Raw genomic sequence first — 16,074 nt, forward strand, 5'->3', positions numbered from 1 at the left:
GCCCTAATTAAGAAAGTTCAAAATTTCTCAAAAAAATTAATGCGCCTCATCCCAGTTTGCGCCAAAGCCATACTCAGCAAGCAGTGGCACATCCAAGTCAGCCGCCTCACCCATCACATCAGCAAGGGCTTTGGCATAACTCTCGGCATGTTCTGTACGAATTTCAAAAACTAATTCGTCGTGCACCTGCATCAGCATCCGAACATCTGACTGACAACCTTTTTCATCGATCCAGTCGCCTACCTTAATCATTGCTCGCTTAATGATGTCGGCCGCGGTACCTTGCATCGGTGCATTAATCGCTGCGCGCTCGGCTGCTTTGCGACGAGCACCATTAGATGCTTTGATTTCTGGAAGCGGTAAGCGACGGCCAAAAAGCGTCGATACATAACCCTGCTTCTTCGCTGTTTCACGGGTATTTTCCATATACTCTAAAACACCAGGGAAACGCTCAAAATACTTGTCCATGTAGGCTTGCGCTTCATGTCGAGGAATATCAAGTTGGCGCGATAACCCAAACGCAGACATACCGTATATCAAACCAAAGTTAACCGCTTTAGCTCGGCGGCGCTGTTCATCAGTGACTTCCTCTAAGCTACAACCAAACACTTCACTGGCCGTCGCACGGTGGATGTCCTGCCCTTGGGCAAAGGCTCTTAGCAACGAGGCATCTTGCGATAAATGCGCCATAATTCTGAGCTCTATCTGACTATAGTCGATAGCTACAACCGTAAAGCCTTCCTCAGCCACAAACGCTTGGCGAACACGGCGGCCTTCGGGCGTACGAATAGGGATATTCTGTAAGTTAGGTTCAGTGGATGACAATCGACCCGTTGCGGCGACAGCTTGCTGATACGAAGTATGCACACGCCCAGTATCTGGGTTAATCATACGCGGTAATTTATCGGTGTAGGTCGATTTCAATTTAGCCAAGCTACGATGCTGCAAAATCACATCCGGCAGTGGATAATCATGCGCAAGCTCCTGCAGGACTTCCTCGGCGGTCGACGGTGCGCCTTTCGGTGTTTTTTTGATGACCGGAAGCTCAAGCTTTTCAAACAAAATTTGCTGCAGTTGTTTCGGAGAACCGAGGTTGAATTCTTCACCGGCAATTTCAAAGGCCTTTTGCTCAAGTTCATCGAGCTTGTTAGCAATCTCTTCACTCTGTTTACCGAGCATTTCAGCATCAACTTTTACGCCGTATTCTTCCATGTCGGTTAGAATACTGACCAGAGGCACCTCAATATCGGTTAACACAGAGGCGAGCTGCTCACCTGTCTGGTGGACTTTGTCCCATAAAATATGATGCAACCGCAACGTAATATCGGCATCTTCCGCAGCATAAGGTGCTGCCTGCGCCAGCTCAATTTGGTTAAAGGTAAGCTGTTTTGCTCCTTTCCCCGCAATCTCTTCGAACTTAATCGGCTTATGGTTCAAGTATTGAAGGCTGAGCGTGTCCATGTCGTGACGCGAACCAACACTATTAAAAACGTACGACGCCAACATGGTGTCATTCTTGATACCACGAAGTTTAATACCGTAACGACGCAGAATGTGCGCATCGTACTTAAGATTCTGACCTACTTTAGCGATACTGGAATCTTCAAGTAGTGGTTTTAAGACTTTTAACAACCAGTCACGATCGACTTGCTTTTCGACCCCGACGTAATCATGCGCCACCGGTATGTAAACCGCTTCGCCTTCCGCTATTGAAAACGAAACGCCGACGAGTTGCGCTTCCATGTAGTTAAGGCTCGTTGTCTCGGTATCAAACGCGATGACCTCAGCTGATTTTAATTGCTCAATATAATCAGAGACTTCTTCTTCATTAAATAACGTCTTGTACGCGTCGCGGTTAACACTGAACTGTTCGCTTTGCTCTTCGGCAGGACTCGCTTCGCCTAAGGCTTGATCCGTTGCCGCGCCAGTTTCTAACAGCTCATTAAGCCAACGACGGAATTCCATTTTGCCATACAGCGTTTGTAGCTGATCCGTGTCAGCCGGTTCAATCGTTAACGCATCGGGTGCACATTCGAGCTCAACATCACACTTGATAGTCGCCAACTCACGCGACATCAACAGTTGGTCTTTGAATTCTTCCAACTTCTTCGGCATTGATTTAGCGCCGCGAAAGCCCAATTCTGTCACCGCATTTATATCTTCGTAAATCTTATCGATACTCGGAATACCTTGAAGCATCGCCTGCGCTGTTTTCTCACCAACCTTGGGAAGACCCGGAATATTATCTGAGCTATCGCCCATCAACGCCAAGTAGTCGATAATTTGGTTCGGTTTTACACCAAATTTCTCGATCACGCCTGACTCATCAAGCAACGTATCTGTCATGGTATTAATCAACATGACATGATCATTAACCAGTTGCGCCATATCCTTGTCGCCGGTGCTTATCAGCGTAAATCGACCCTTATCGCCAGCTTGCTTGGCCAGCGTGCCAATCACATCATCCGCTTCGACGCCCTCAACACACAATAATGGCAACCCCATTGCCTTAACAATGGCATGTAAGGGTTCAATTTGCGTGCGCAAATCGTCCGGCATTGGCGGACGATGAGCTTTATATTCATCATAGATATCGCTGCGAAACGTCTTGCCTTTGGCATCGAATACCACCGCCATATGCGACGGCTTGTAACGCTTAAGCAAGCTGCGCAGCATATTAACGACGCCATAAACTGCACCCGTGGGTTCTCCGGCTGAGTTGGTCAAATGTGGCGGAGCATGAAAAGCTCGAAATAAATACGAGGAGCCATCGACTAAAATGAAAGGATTTTCAGGTACTGTCTGCGCCATGAATGCGATTCTCGCTGATCTAAAAATTAATAGGCTAAGGATGCCATAGGCGCTGAAACAAGGCTAGTCAGTCAATGTGGATACGCTGTGGATAAATCTGTTGACAATAGCTCGCCCCACGAATAGAACCAAATGGTTATCGTGTGTTCGATTGGTTGTAACTACTTGATTTAAAAAGGGATTTTTAAACGGCGGGCTACCCTATGTGCCCTACTTCTTATTATTTGTTTCGCTGTGGAAACTTATTTTTGCTACCCGATTTTTCGAGGCCAGACTACATGTCGAATCGAGCAGACTAAGTAGACTACCACAAAATGAGACAAGGTCTAGTCACACTGTCGGTTTTTTTATACTCTTTTCTTCCAAACTAAGCGTACCTTTATAATCGACTAACTTATATATCGAGAATTCAATGCGTTGGGAACCCGCTGATGTTGATCAGCCCGATTACTATTGGCAGAACTTCAATACTATCTTGCGTTGGGTGCGACACCACCACGATACGCTGTTGGATGAAGAGACACGGCTGACACTCGCACGCTATGAGTCACTCAACACTGACGCACAAAAACTATGGATCCGGTTATCGAGTCGCCGCGGTCAACAATTTCGGGAGGATGCCCTAAGTTACTCTGAAATCAACCTCGATCGAGCAGTCACCGCGCTTGAGCGTGAGGGCTGGCTGAACGTATATCATGAGATTGATAGTCCTGAAGGACTTGAGCTGTTAAAGCGCGCCGAACTACTGCAGTTGGCGCGAGAAAACGGCTGCACGCTCTCTGCATCGGCTAAGAAAGCCGACATTCTCGAGGCATTACGGGCATGTCCAACGCCATGGCCAGTCGCAGCTCAACTGCAATGGTATGCGTTAACACAACAAGCGAACTTTGATCGCCTATCGCTACTATTTTTTGGCAACGCGCATCAAGATCTCACCGAGTTTATTAAGACAGCACTCGGTCATGTTCGTTATGAAACCTACACGATTCGACCTAAAAGCTTATTCAATAGTTCTGAGGATGTTGCTAACTACCATGCGATGAGCGCGTTTCGCCAGCGTTACTCCGATACAGAAGGCTTAACTGAGCGTATACCTATTATCCGCGACTGGTATAAACGCGCAGCAAATCATCAAGGATGGAAGAAGTTTCGAGGCGCCTATAGCCGGCTCTGCAATAAGCTCGCGCGGGACTGTGAACGAGCCGATGCACTCGACGATGCTCTAAAGATTTATCAGCAGTCATTTCGCCCCCCTGCCCGCGAACGAATGGCAAGAATTTATAGGAAGCAAGGTAACAATAAGCAGGCTTATTCGACCCTAAATCAAATAGCAAAGGACCCATGGAACGACCCAGAGCACGCCATTGCTGAGCAATTATTGTCACGTTGGTTTGCTGAGCCTAAGGCACAGCAAATCGAGCCTGAAAAGTACCATTTAAGCTTTGCATCGAGGGGAACCTCAATAGAAGCAGAAACCTTAACTCACTTTGAGCAGCAAGGTTGGCAGGGTGCACACCACGAAAACGCAATCCCACAAACACTATTTGGCATTCTTTTTTGGGATATCATATTTGAAGATATCGAGGGGGCCTTTGTTCACCCGTTTCAGCGAGGCCCCAGAGATCTCAATAGTCATGAGTTTTATCATCGTCGCGAAGCGTTAATAAAGAAACGACTTGATGAAATCAAGCACAGCCCCGACACCGTAACGCAACGTATTACTCAGGTTATTGATGAAAAAATAGGCCTCGCGAATCCGTTTATTTACTGGCCCGGTGTTGATAAGAGTGCGCTCACAGATTGGTGGTTACGCCTCCAAGGTCAGCAATGGGCGGCTATTTTTGAGCGTATCGCTCGCGACGTACACAACAATCGCGCCGGCTTTCCCGACTTATGGTTGTATCGCGATAAACAGGTCATGCTGATCGAAGTTAAAGGTCCAGGCGACACATTACGCCCAAATCAAATCCGTTGGCTGAGAGCACTTAACGAGATCGGTGTGAATGCCAACCTCGCATTAGTCAAGCTTGGCTAACTCATTACGCAACTGATGATAGATGGCTTCGGTTTTTGGTTTGTCACAGGAAAACCAAAGGCTAAAGCTGACCGCCGCTTGTTCCACGAGCATTCTTAAACCATCAAAACAAACACCACCACCGGATGCCTTGAACTGACTTTGAAAAACCGTCGCATCACGGCTGTAAACCATGTCATAACCAAGGGTATCGGCATCAATGACATGTTCGGGAAGTGATAACGACTCGCCGAACAAACTTGCACTGGTTGCATTAATGATGAGGTCAGGTTTATGCGCATCGGACCAATGCCGCAACACCCGCGCCGAATTAAATAGCGAAGCAAGTTGCTCGGCACGCTCCACTGTGCGGTTCCACACCCAAATCACATCTGGCTTCTCGGCATTAAGCGCTGGCATGACACCGCGACTCGCACCGCCGGCCCCAAGCAAGAGAATGCGGCGCCCCGCTAAACTGACACCTTTCGACTTGAGCGCGGCGACTAGCCCGTCGCCATCGGTATTGGCACCGATCAGGCCACCATGAGGCGCGCTAATAAGCGTATTAACGGCACCGCTGTGTGCCGCAGAACCCATATGTTGAGTTACAAGCTGATACGCCACCTGTTTAAATGGTACTGTTACATTGGCGCCAGCTAAGCCTTGCGAAAATTGCCGAGCTACCGCTTTAGGAAAACCGTGAGGGCTGACTAATAGACGCTGGTAATCAACACTGCGCCCGGTTTGCTCAGCAAATAAGCAATGTATTCTCGGCGACAGACTGTGTTTAATTGGATTACCGAAAACGCCTAACTTATCACTCATTAACATAGTCCATGGCGGCCCAATCCCGCGGTAACAAATAGTATTCCGTCAATGCGGCCTCGGCTGAATCAGGCTGCGGTTGCCAGTCATACTCCCACCGCACTAACGGCGGCATCGACATCAGAATTGACTCGGTTCGACCACCGGTTTGTAAGCCAAACAAGGTGCCTCGATCCCAGACTAGATTAAATTCAACATAACGACCACGGCGATACAATTGAAATTGACGTTGATGCTCTGAGTATTCAGTTTTTTTGCGACGTTCTACGATAGGCACGTAAGCTTCACAAAAGGCATCGCCAACCGCTTTGATTACATCAAACGCCTCGTCAAACGAACGGTCGTTCAAGTCGTCAAAGAAAATACCGCCGATGCCACGCGCTTCATTTCGATGTTTCAAATAAAAGTAATCATCACACCAAACTTTGTATTTGTCATAGAGTGCAGGGTCTACTTTATCGAGCGATGCTTTGGCTTTTTTATGCCACTCAATGCAATCGTTGGTGTAGGGGTAATAAGGTGTTAAGTCAAAGCCTCCACCAAACCACCAAACGGGGTCTTCACCTTCCTTTTCGGCAATAAAGAACCGGACGTTAAGATGAACGGTCGGTACATGGGGGTTACGTGGATGAATAACCAAAGACACGCCGCAGGCATTGAAGTCACGACCTTCAAGTTCGGGCCGGTGCGCCGTTGCACTCTTAGGCAGCTGTTCACCGTATACATGCGAGAAGCCCACGCCGGCCTGTTCAAACGTTTCGCCCTCTTTCATAACTCGAGAACGACCGCCACCACCTTGCTCCCGCTGCCACTCATCCTGTTGGAAGCGTCCACCACCATCAACAGTTTCCAATTGTTGGCAAATACTATCTTGCAAGCTGAGCAGGTAATTCAATACCGGCTGCAACATAGTCTGTTCCATCATGACAAAAACCTTACCTCAATACGGTGTTATTAAATGGATCGATGATTTTAGAGGGTTGCTCTGCGCCACCTGTTTTTTCATCCCAAACCCAATCGACTTCATCACCGAAGTAACCACTCACTTCTTGAGCTGTTCTAGCCGGCTCTTCACCGCTTGGGTTGGCGCTAGTAGATACTAATGCAGTACCTAGCTTGCGACAAAGCTCTCGCACGGGCTCATAGGCTGTAACACGCACTGCAATGGTATCTCGTCCACCGGTCAGCAGTGGTGAAACCGTATCGCGTGCGGGAAGGATCAATGTCACCGGGCCAGGCCAATGTGATAGCACGCTAAAGCGCTTATCCTGACCAATTGCCGAATCTTTAACATAAGGTGTCAATTGGCTATAGTCAGCGGCGATTAGAATAAGCCCTTTGTCCTCAGGGCGTTCTTTTAAGGTTAGAATCTTGCGGATCGCTTCCTCGTTACGTGGATCGCAACCTAAACCGAATACTGCTTCGGTTGGGTATGCGATTACACCGTTTAATAGCGCCGAACGCGCTGATTCAATATCAAGTGCTGACACTGGAGTTCCTCTCTAAAACTAAAAACTGGACTTATTATAGCGGCTTGGAGCGGTAGTCGCAGTGCTTTTGCGGACAAACAAGGCGCTCGGAACCCTGACTACGCTTTCGCATTAACAAGGGGAAGTCACACTCGGGACAGGCTTCATTAACGGGAGGTAAAGGCAACGAAAAATCGCAGGTGGGAAATTGATCACAAGAGAAAAACTGTTTACCCGAACGACCTGTCTTTGCAACAACTCGACCTGTTCGACCAGCCTTTTCACACTCCGGACACGGAACCGAATCCTGTTCTCGTTGAGTTGGATCTTCTGCAATAAAGTCACAGTCTGGATAATTGCTGCAACCAACAAAAAGCCCAAACCGTCCGCTTTTTAACTGCAAGTCATTGCCGCACTGGGGACAAGGCACACCCAAGCTCTCCGGCTCAATCTCTGATTGTTCGCGAAGCCCTTGGGTATACTCACAATCGGGGTAGCCACTGCACCCCAAAAAACTCTGCTGACCTTTGTGCTTTACAACCAGCTCTCGGCCGCATTTCGGACACGCCTGCATGACTCTATATCCTTAAGTAGATTAGTGCAGCGGCCCCTCCGGCTCCTCAAATAGCAAACCTTCCATCTTATCGTAGGCCGCTTCACGCCCTGGTAGGTTAAATAATACCATAAGCACAACCCACTTGAGATCGTCGAGACTAAATCGACTGGTTTCAAGCTCCATCACTCTATCAACGACCATTTCTCGGGTACTAAAATCCAATACGCCCAGGTTTTCGAGATAAGTTAAAAATCCACGACATTGAGTATCTAACCGACTGCACTCAATTTCCGTATAGACCCGCATTGAAGCAACAGGTGTGACGTTGAGATAGGTCTTAGCCTCTGTTTCCTGTAAATCCGCCAAACGTTCAAGCCACGCTAACGCCTTTTGGATTTCTTGCCGATGGAATCCGGCCCGGGCGAGTTCGTCCGTCAACTCATCGTGGTCAACCACAACTTCAGAGTCGGAATGTATATAGTTCTCAAACAAGTACATGAGGATATCAAACATGGTTAGCGCCTCCCCACTTTTATGTAACCACCCGGAATTGCTGTAATCAGTCCTTCAAGCTCAAGTAATAATAATTGTTCGCTTACCTCAGCAACCGATAACCCCGTTCGTTCAACCAGCTCATCTAAACTCACTGGGTCATTGCTCACATTAGCGAACAATGGATTGTTTGCCAAGTGTTTAGGAATTGTACATCTTGTTTGCTGACTCGGTTCACTCGCACTGATGTCAAACCAAGACAAGATATCACTTGCACACGTGATCAAATGAGCACCCTCTTTCAACAACCAGTGACACCCTTCCTGCGACTTAGCAAAAACGCTGTTCGGAACCGCACCCACTTCACGTCCTTCTCGCAACGCAGACAATGCGGTAGAAATGGACCCACTGCGTCGTGCGGCTTCAATCACAACGACACCTTTCGACATTCCACTTATAATACGGTTGCGACGCGGAAAATGATCCATGCGTGCCGGCGTGCCTGGTGAAAACTCACTGATGATTAACCCCTGATGGCTGATCAACTCATAGAGCTCTCGATTTCTACGCGGATAGATTTGATCGATGCCGGTGCCTAATACCGCGATGGTCGCCCCATAGTCTAACGCTGCGCGATGCGCCGCCGCATCGATGCCCATCGCTAAGCCACTCACAACAGCTAACCCTGATTGCGCGCATTCCCGAGCAAGCTGATCGGTAACCTGAATACCATAGTGACTCGCCTTTCGACTACCGACCATGGCGACACTCGCTTGGGATAGTAGTTCAGTACGCCCTTTATAAAATAACACCATAGGCGGGCGCTCTATGGTTCTTAAAAGTTTGGGATATTGGTCATCAAACCAGCCCACGACACCACAGTTATCGTTTTCCAGCCAATGCATTGCCTGAAGTACGTAAGCTCTCTGCACCGACTTAATCGATTGCAGACATCGATCTTCAATCGCTTCTAGCTGCTCAGACTCTCTACATTCCCGCTGTACAGCGATTGGCGCTTTGTTGAGACTCATTAATAAAGCAAGTTCATGATACTGCACGGCTGTCATTCCTCCCCCAATTTAAGGTAAAATAAAAGTAGTTAAAGCGAAGGAGATTTTGGAATGACTAAGTTAACGGTACTTAAGTACCCCGATGAGCGCTTACGCACTGTTGCGCAGCCTATCGAACAGGTTGACGATGCGCTACGCGCCACAATTGACGATATGTTTGAGACGATGTATGAATCTCAAGGCGTCGGTTTAGCGGCTACTCAAGTAGACGTTCATCAACGTTTATTCGTCGCTGACTGTAGTGAAAATCAGAACGAACCCTTAGTATTTATTAACCCTGAGATTACACGCTCTGAGGGTCATTTCACCAACGAGGAGGGTTGCCTGTCGTTTCCGAACGTTTTTGCTAAAGTTGAGCGTGCAGAAAGTATTACCGTGCAAGCGTTGGATAAAAATGGTGAGCGATTCTCAATGGATGCGGAAGGTCTATTAGCCATCTGTGTGCAACACGAAATTGATCACCTAGATGGCAAACTGTTCGTCGATTACTTGTCACCGCTTAAACGTGAACGAATTCGTAAGAAACTCGAGAAAGAACAACGTTTGCAAGAAAAATTAAGCACTGGAGCCTAATCGATTGAGCACACACAGACCATTACGTATTGTTTTTGCGGGTACACCTGAATTTGCAGCCGACCATTTAGCGGCGCTACTTAACAGTGATCACGAAGTCGTTGCGGTTTATACCCAACCGGACCGCAAAGCCGGACGAGGGAAAAAGCTACAGCCCAGTGCTGTCAAACAGCTGGCTCTTGAACACGCGATTGCAGTGGAGCAACCCGAAAAACTAAACACAGCGTTGGCTCAGCAGCAACTCGCGGAGTATCGTCCCGACGTGATGGTCGTTGTCGCTTATGGCTTATTGTTGCCAGAACCTATTTTGACCACGCCCAAGTATGGATGTATTAATGTACATGGTTCGCTGCTACCACGCTGGCGTGGCGCGGCGCCTATCCAACGCTCGATTTGGGCGGGCGATGAGGCTTCCGGTGTTGCCGTTATGCAAATGGAAAAAGGACTCGACACGGGTCCAGTCCTTCACGTTGAGCGTTGTGCCATTGATGCACAAGAGACATCCGCTTCGCTTTATAAAAAACTCGCTCAACTCGGACCCCGTGCACTGGTAACCACATTGGACGATATTGAAAGCTACCGTGAACGCGCGGAAGTTCAAAACCACGATGCCGCGACGTACGCAAAAAAACTGAGTAAGGACGAAGGCAAAATTGACTGGTCGGACGCGACCCAGCTCGAGAGAAATGTACGTGCATTTAATCCTTGGCCGTTTGCTTGGTTTGAGCTTCCTGGCGGTAAACCCGGCCAACGCACTGTTAAGGTTCATCAAGCCAGCGTTAGCCAAACTGATCATCGCTCAGCGCCAGGCACCATTATCGACTGTTCACCTGCGGGTATTACCGTTGCCTGCTCACAAGGTGCCTTAACCCTTCACTCATTGCAGTTACCCGGTAAAAAGCCGTTACCCGTGAGTGACCTATTGAATGGGTATGCCACCACCTTTGCAATTGGGGTTAATTTAACCAATGTCGACTAACACATCGACGGGCGCGCACAGTCGCGCTGTCGCCGCTCAAGCTATCCACGCAGTACTGGAACAAGGCCAGTCGCTGACTCAAGCATTAACCACCTATAGTGAGCAGTTATCCGCGGAAGATAAGCGCCTCGCACAAGCGATTAGTTATGGTGTCATGCGCTACTTACCCGTGTTGACTGAAAAAGTCAGCGGCAAGTTAGATAAACCCTTGAAGGGCAAAAACCAAATTATCCAGTCGCTACTGTTAGTGGGCACTTACCAACTGTTTAAGTTGCGAACTAAAGATCACGCAGCGGTGAGCGCCACCGTTGAGGCAAGCAAATTATTAAAACGTAAAGCATTAAGTGGTTTGGTGAATGGGGTTTTACGTCAAGTTTTACGTGAAGCGCCCACTCGTAACGATGATGGCGAACGCGAGTTGCCAAGCGCTGAAGGTGGTAACCATCCGCGTTGGCTTAGAGAGAAAATTAGAGCCGCCTACGGTGAAAAAGCGGAAGCCGTTTTCACAGCAAATGATTCTCAGCCACCACTCTGGCTCCGCGCAAACCGACGCCACACTAACGTGACTGACTACACTGCACTGTTAGCTGAGAACGGTATTGAAGCCGTTGCCGACAGTCAGGCAAGCGATGCGATTCGACTTGTTAAACCGGTGCCGGTGACTAAACTCCCGCATTTTGAAGCAGGCTGGGTCTCAGTTCAGGACCGTTCAGCACAGCTAGCAGCGGATATGGTAGACGCCCAACCCGAGCACAGAGTGCTTGATTGCTGCGCAGCACCCGGCGGCAAAACGGTTCACCTGCTTGAACGCACCGAGTTTCAAACACCCTTAATCGCTATTGACGTTGATGAGCAGCGCCTTGAGCGCGTCAGTGAAAACTTATATCGCGCCGACCTCTCATGTGAAGTGGTTTGTGCCGACGTTTTAGATCTTGATAGTTGGTGGGATAAGCAACCTTTTGACCGTATTTTGTTAGATGCCCCCTGCTCCGCTACGGGTGTCATTCGTCGCCATCCAGATATCAAGTGGTTGCGCCGTTCATCAGATATCGATCAGCTTGTTGAGTTACAGCAAAGCATGTTAGAGCGCCTTTGGCCTACATTAAAGCCTGGAGGCCAGCTCATATATGCTACGTGCTCTATCTTGCCCGAGGAAAATAGTGAGCAAATATCGCACTTCCTCGGTCAGCATTCCGATGCTAACCTTATAGCTATTGAGGCGAACCGTCCCATGTTACAGCTTCTACCAGGCGAAAATGATGGTGACGGATTCTTTTACGCGAAGATAGAAAAACTGCCATGAAAATAATTATATTGGGTGTAGGTCAGGTTGGCGGAACGCTCGCTGAAAACCTTGTCGGCGAACGTAATGACATTACACTCGTCGATACTAATGCCGAACTGCTAGAGTCGTTTCAAGATAAATACGATTTACGTATTGTTGTAGGTCATGGCTCACATCCGGACACGTTGCGTCGCGCTGGTGCCGAAGATGCCGATTTATTAATCGCCGTAACAAGCAGTGATGAAACCAATATGATTGCGTGTCAGGTCGCCTACTCAATCTTTAATACACCGACTAAAATCGCTCGTATTCGCTCTGAAGAGTACATTCGGTACCGTGATCAATTGTTTCACAAGAACGACGCACCGGTGGATTACATCATTTCACCGGAGCAACTCGTCACTAACTATATTCGTAAATTGATTGACTACCCGGGCGCACTGCAGGTCATGGAGTTTGCCTCAGGCAAAGCCAGTTTGGTGGCCGTAAAAGCGTATTACGGAGGCAAGCTGGTCGGTCATGCTATCTCAACACTCAAAGAGCACATGCCCAATATCGATACGCGGGTGGCGGCTATTTATCGCCAAGGTAAGCCGATTCGTCCTACCGGTACTACCGTCATTGAAGCCGATGACGAGGTGTTTTTCATTGCCGATACACGTCATGTAAACCGCGTCATGGAAGAGTTGCAAAAACTCGAAAATCGATACCGCCGAATTATGATTGTGGGCGGTGGTAATATTGGTGCCGGCCTTGCCAAACAGCTTGAGGCAGATCATCGCGTTAAGCTCATCGAACGGTCTGAGTCGCGTGCTGAGGCCCTATCGCAGCAACTTGAACACACCTTAGTGTTCAAAGGTGATGCTTCCGACCAAAAGTTACTAGAAGAAGAACACGTTGAAGATACCGATGTCTTTATTGCCGTAACCAACGATGATGAAGCTAATATCATGTCGGCGATGCTGGCAAAACGCATGGGCGCCCGCAAAACCATGGTGCTTATCCAACGCAGTGCCTATGTTGATTTGGTTCAAGGCGGTGAGATTGATATTGCTATATCACCACAGCGGGCAACGATTTCGGCCTTGTTAACGCACGTGCGCCGTGGCGATATCGTCAACGTTTACTCGCTACGCAAAGGTGCGGCCGAGGCGATTGAGGCGATTGCGCATGGGGATGAATCAACGTCAAAAGTGGTAGGTAAAGCCATTAAAGATATTAAGCTTCCCCCAGGAACGACTATCGGCGCGGTTGTGCGAGGAAGCGAAGTACTTATGGCTCATAGCGAGACCATCATTCAATCCGATGACCATGTGATGCTGTTCTTGCTGGACAAGAAGTACATCGATCAGGTCGAACGATTATTCCAACCCAGCGCGATGTTCTTCTAACAGCTTTACGCGCCCTTGTGTTTGAGCCTGAAACTGCTTATCGAGTTGAGCGCGGTATTCAGGCTCAATAGCTATGATTTGATGCACTGTCTCAGTGTATGTTTGCTCAATGACTTTATATTCGCAGCTGCTCAAAATGCTCTCAACAGCACCCTGATCCCCGTACTCATAGACTAAACTGTAGTATTCACGGTATTTACGCTCTGCTGTTTTGATGAACGGGAGTGCTTCCGCTACGGCTTGGCTGTAAGCACGCTGTAAGCCACCTGTACCTAGCTTGATCCCCCCAAAGTAACGCACGACAACGGCAGAAACCTCACCTAACGGATGATGGGTTAATACGTTAAGCATTGGTCGCCCCGCGGTGCCACTGGGCTCGCCATCATCACTGCTTGCATAACAGGTATCATCGAAGGGGCTCCCGACGACAGATGCAGTACAATAGTGATTGGCTTTAGTCCAACGTTGCTTAACGTCGGCAATATGGTTCGCCACATCGTCCGCGCTCAATACAGGCGCTAACGACGCAATGAAACGACTGTTTTTAATTTCAATCTCGTACTCAACGGCTTCCGTCAAGCGCAGGTAATTAGCTTTTTTCACGTACTTCTGAACCGTTAGTCATCTTTCACTCTCATGGTAGCAAAGGCATCAAATAAATTAACCTCTTTACCATTGAGAAGTTCATAAATCTGTTGATAACTGAGTACCGCTTTTACATAGTCCCGCGTTTCGTAATAAGGAATCATCTCGACCCATTCATCGAGCGCAGTCGGCTCAGAGGGCAGCCAATCTTTGACCTTATAATAACCCGCGTTGTAGGCCGCGGTAGCCAGCACATGATTACCATCAAAGCGTTCTTTCAGTCGACTCAAATAATAAGTACCGAGCGCGACATTAACTTCCGGTGTATTGAGACGTTTAAAGCTATCATCATTGCGTAGCAACTTCGCGGTACCGGGCAAGATCTGCATGAGCCCGCGCGCGCCAGCTCCTGAGTAGGCATCGGCTCGAAAGCTACTCTCACGCCGGGTTATTGCCATCGCCCACGCTGGGTCGATACCGTATTTTTCAGACGAGAGATTGATGATTTCGCTATAAGCCATAGGAAACCTTATCTCGACGGCATCAAAGTGACCAATTTGGGCCAACGTCCAAATGGCCTGATCATGCCAGCCCCAGTCACTGGCTATCACGGCGGCGGTCTTAAATGCCTCACCGTCGATGTCACTGAGTAGATGATTCCACTCGCGGCGGGCATCGACATCGCGCCCTAACTGAAGAAATTCATAAGCCCGTTTAACATCATCGCGCTCTAACAAGGTAGTTATCTGCGTTTGCGTCGCCTTGACCGGGTCCTTCTCTAAACTCACCGGTGCACCAATACGCGCCGCGGCCAAAAAGCCATAGTAGTGGCGTTCTTTCGCCAGCTCCGAGTAGATTTTATTTGCGTTAAGCTTATCGCCCGTTTCCTCCATGGCACGAGCAAGCCAATACTGCCACTGGTTTCCACCCGATATGGCCGGCGGCAATGTTTGAATGGTCATCTTTAAGGCCGCGAAGTCATGATCACGCAAGTATGCCGCAAGACGCCACTGTAAAACACGCTCATCAAGCTCAGACGGTGGTACTTTTTGATGCCAAACCCGAGCTTCTGGGTGCTCTTTCAAACTCAACGCGACTGCAAACTCCTCAGCTATTCTGTGCCGCTGCGCTGCGGTAAATGGCAAACGTGACACCAGGCGCTCATAGGCTTTAAGTGCGAGCTCTTCTGCTCGCCAAATGAGTTTGGTCAACGCAAACGTTGCTATTTGTGCTTCTTTAGCAGCATCAACACCACGAAATCTCGATAGCTGACCAATCGCTGCGGGTGAATAGCGTACTTTATAGTAGAGATCGCCCAGATACTGTTCTTTGTTGGGTAACAAACTCGTCAAATATGGGATTAAAGTCGGGTTTCCGTCCTCTGCGGCAAGTACCAGTCTCTGCCAAACCTTATCTTTGGTACGCGCGCCTAAGTCCGCCCATTCGTTCAGAATACCATCACACGCTGAAGGCACGGAAAATCCATGCCGCCATATCGCGTCTACTTTCCGGATAAAGGGACCGTCTTGAAGTCCGCGAGCCCTTTCCGCCTCAATGAGGTAGCATTGATGCGTTAACGTACCTGGATGTCGAAAATCGCGAATAAAACGCTGATATTCCCCTTGCTTCGCTAAGTAATCTAACCACGGCTGACGCAATTGCCAGTCTAACGGCGTACCTTTATATTGCTCAAGAAAACTGACTACTCTATCTTCGTTAGCTAAATAGCCGATCTGCTGTAACCGCTCAAGTTCGAGATAAGGTTTGAGAGGATAGTTTTCCAACTGGGCTAAAAGTTGGTTATATTCAGCAATGCGGCCTCGACGGGCTGCATATTCAGCCTTTTTAAATAGCTCACGCTGTTGGCTAACATCCGCCGACTGCTGAGGTGCATTGGCTACGGATTGTCCACCCGGCTGCGCAGCGATAGCGTGCACTGTGCTGAGAAAACAAGCCAATAAGCTGTAACGAATGATAGACGTCAGTTTATTCATTGATTCAAACGCATGTTTAAATAACCGTTG

The 16,074-nt window shown here is 48.6% G+C and carries 14 protein-coding genes; 5 read left to right on the top strand and 9 right to left on the bottom strand.

Annotation, left to right across the window (positions count from 1 at the left end; all coding sequences use genetic code 11):
* Positions 1-36 precede the first annotated feature (36 nt).
* Positions 37-2,811, bottom strand: coding sequence for a DNA polymerase I (gene polA, locus OS145_RS01185; RefSeq protein WP_006954104.1), 2,775 nt, complete (start codon positions 2,809-2,811; stop codon positions 37-39).
* Between the two features lie 412 nt (positions 2,812-3,223).
* Between polA and OS145_RS01190 the strand changes: the two genes are divergently transcribed.
* Positions 3,224-4,846: a VRR-NUC domain-containing protein gene (locus tag OS145_RS01190; protein ID WP_006954105.1), complete on the top strand. Its 1,623-nt coding sequence runs from the start codon at positions 3,224-3,226 to the stop codon at positions 4,844-4,846.
* Here OS145_RS01190 and aroE read toward each other — a convergent pair.
* Genes aroE through dprA form a run of 6 tightly spaced genes read right to left on the bottom strand, consistent with a single transcriptional unit; the run spans position 4,829 to position 9,234 of the window.
* Positions 4,829-5,650 carry a shikimate dehydrogenase gene (aroE, locus tag OS145_RS01195; RefSeq protein ID WP_006954106.1) on the bottom strand — a complete coding sequence of 274 codons (822 nt, stop codon included), beginning with the start codon at positions 5,648-5,650 and terminating at the stop codon, positions 4,829-4,831. The genes OS145_RS01190 and aroE overlap by 18 nt on opposite strands.
* Positions 5,643-6,572 (bottom strand): oxygen-dependent coproporphyrinogen oxidase, encoded by a 930-nt coding sequence (gene hemF / locus OS145_RS01200; protein WP_040487532.1) that lies wholly within the window; start codon positions 6,570-6,572, stop codon positions 5,643-5,645. Before hemF ends, aroE begins: the two co-directional genes overlap by 8 nt.
* 13 nt (positions 6,573-6,585) lie before the next feature.
* On the bottom strand, positions 6,586-7,140 hold the full coding sequence (gene tsaC / locus OS145_RS01205) for an L-threonylcarbamoyladenylate synthase type 1 TsaC (protein WP_006954108.1): 555 nt from the start codon (positions 7,138-7,140) through the stop codon (positions 6,586-6,588).
* A gap of 34 nt (positions 7,141-7,174) precedes the next feature.
* Complete coding sequence (locus tag OS145_RS01210) at positions 7,175-7,693, bottom strand: DNA topoisomerase family protein (protein ID WP_006954109.1); 519 nt, start codon at positions 7,691-7,693, stop codon at positions 7,175-7,177.
* A 21-nt stretch (positions 7,694-7,714) separates the two neighbouring features.
* Positions 7,715-8,188: a DUF494 family protein gene (locus OS145_RS01215; protein WP_006954110.1), complete on the bottom strand. Its 474-nt coding sequence runs from the start codon at positions 8,186-8,188 to the stop codon at positions 7,715-7,717.
* Positions 8,189-8,190: 2 nt separating this feature from the next.
* A complete protein-coding gene (gene dprA, locus OS145_RS01220; protein WP_006954111.1) occupies positions 8,191-9,234 on the bottom strand; it encodes a DNA-processing protein DprA in 1,044 nt (347 codons plus the stop codon).
* A 54-nt stretch (positions 9,235-9,288) separates the two neighbouring features.
* Here dprA and def point away from each other — a divergent pair, with 54 nt between their 5' ends.
* From def to trkA, 4 genes are read left to right on the top strand one after another with little or no spacing between them, the layout of a single operon-like run.
* Positions 9,289-9,810: a peptide deformylase gene (gene def / locus OS145_RS01225; protein ID WP_006954113.1), complete on the top strand. Its 522-nt coding sequence runs from the start codon at positions 9,289-9,291 to the stop codon at positions 9,808-9,810.
* A gap of 4 nt (positions 9,811-9,814) precedes the next feature.
* A complete protein-coding gene (gene fmt, locus OS145_RS01230) occupies positions 9,815-10,789 on the top strand; it encodes a methionyl-tRNA formyltransferase (protein WP_006954115.1) in 975 nt (324 codons plus the stop codon).
* On the top strand, positions 10,779-12,092 hold the full coding sequence (rsmB, locus tag OS145_RS01235) for a 16S rRNA (cytosine(967)-C(5))-methyltransferase RsmB (RefSeq protein WP_006954117.1): 1,314 nt from the start codon (positions 10,779-10,781) through the stop codon (positions 12,090-12,092). The genes fmt and rsmB overlap by 11 nt, the downstream gene beginning before the upstream one ends.
* On the top strand, positions 12,089-13,465 hold the full coding sequence (gene trkA, locus OS145_RS01240; protein ID WP_006954118.1) for a Trk system potassium transporter TrkA: 1,377 nt from the start codon (positions 12,089-12,091) through the stop codon (positions 13,463-13,465). The genes rsmB and trkA overlap by 4 nt, the downstream gene beginning before the upstream one ends.
* On the opposite strand, the gene OS145_RS01245 is transcribed toward trkA, so the two are convergent.
* Both OS145_RS01245 and OS145_RS01250 read right to left on the bottom strand, forming a co-directional pair.
* The gene (locus OS145_RS01245) at positions 13,436-14,068 is read right to left on the bottom strand and encodes a YigZ family protein (protein WP_006954119.1); all 633 of its coding nucleotides are present in this window, start codon (positions 14,066-14,068) and stop codon (positions 13,436-13,438) included. The genes trkA and OS145_RS01245 overlap by 30 nt on opposite strands.
* 14 nt (positions 14,069-14,082) lie before the next feature.
* Positions 14,083-16,044: a transglycosylase SLT domain-containing protein gene (locus OS145_RS01250; protein WP_006954120.1), complete on the bottom strand. Its 1,962-nt coding sequence runs from the start codon at positions 16,042-16,044 to the stop codon at positions 14,083-14,085.
* Positions 16,045-16,074: the final 30 nt, after the last annotated feature.

Source organism: Idiomarina baltica OS145 (genome assembly GCF_000152885.1).
Lineage (GTDB): Bacteria > Pseudomonadota > Gammaproteobacteria > Enterobacterales > Alteromonadaceae > Idiomarina > Idiomarina baltica.

Excerpts from the sequence above, each read along its gene's own strand:
- polA (WP_006954104.1), bottom strand. The coding sequence starts at position 2,811 with ATGGCGCAGACAGTACCTGAAAATCCTTTCATTTTAGTCGATGGCTCC.
- OS145_RS01190 (WP_006954105.1), top strand. The coding sequence starts at position 3,224 with ATGCGTTGGGAACCCGCTGATGTTGATCAGCCCGATTACTATTGGCAG.
- aroE (WP_006954106.1), bottom strand. The coding sequence starts at position 5,650 with ATGAGTGATAAGTTAGGCGTTTTCGGTAATCCAATTAAACACAGTCTG.
- hemF (WP_040487532.1), bottom strand. The coding sequence starts at position 6,572 with ATGGAACAGACTATGTTGCAGCCGGTATTGAATTACCTGCTCAGCTTG.
- OS145_RS01210 (WP_006954109.1), bottom strand. The coding sequence starts at position 7,693 with ATGCAGGCGTGTCCGAAATGCGGCCGAGAGCTGGTTGTAAAGCACAAA.
- OS145_RS01215 (WP_006954110.1), bottom strand. The coding sequence starts at position 8,188 with ATGTTTGATATCCTCATGTACTTGTTTGAGAACTATATACATTCCGAC.
- dprA (WP_006954111.1), bottom strand. The coding sequence starts at position 9,234 with ATGACAGCCGTGCAGTATCATGAACTTGCTTTATTAATGAGTCTCAAC.
- def (WP_006954113.1), top strand. The coding sequence starts at position 9,289 with ATGACTAAGTTAACGGTACTTAAGTACCCCGATGAGCGCTTACGCACT.
- rsmB (WP_006954117.1), top strand. The coding sequence starts at position 10,779 with ATGTCGACTAACACATCGACGGGCGCGCACAGTCGCGCTGTCGCCGCT.
- trkA (WP_006954118.1), top strand. The coding sequence starts at position 12,089 with ATGAAAATAATTATATTGGGTGTAGGTCAGGTTGGCGGAACGCTCGCT.
- OS145_RS01250 (WP_006954120.1), bottom strand. The coding sequence starts at position 16,044 with ATGAATAAACTGACGTCTATCATTCGTTACAGCTTATTGGCTTGTTTT.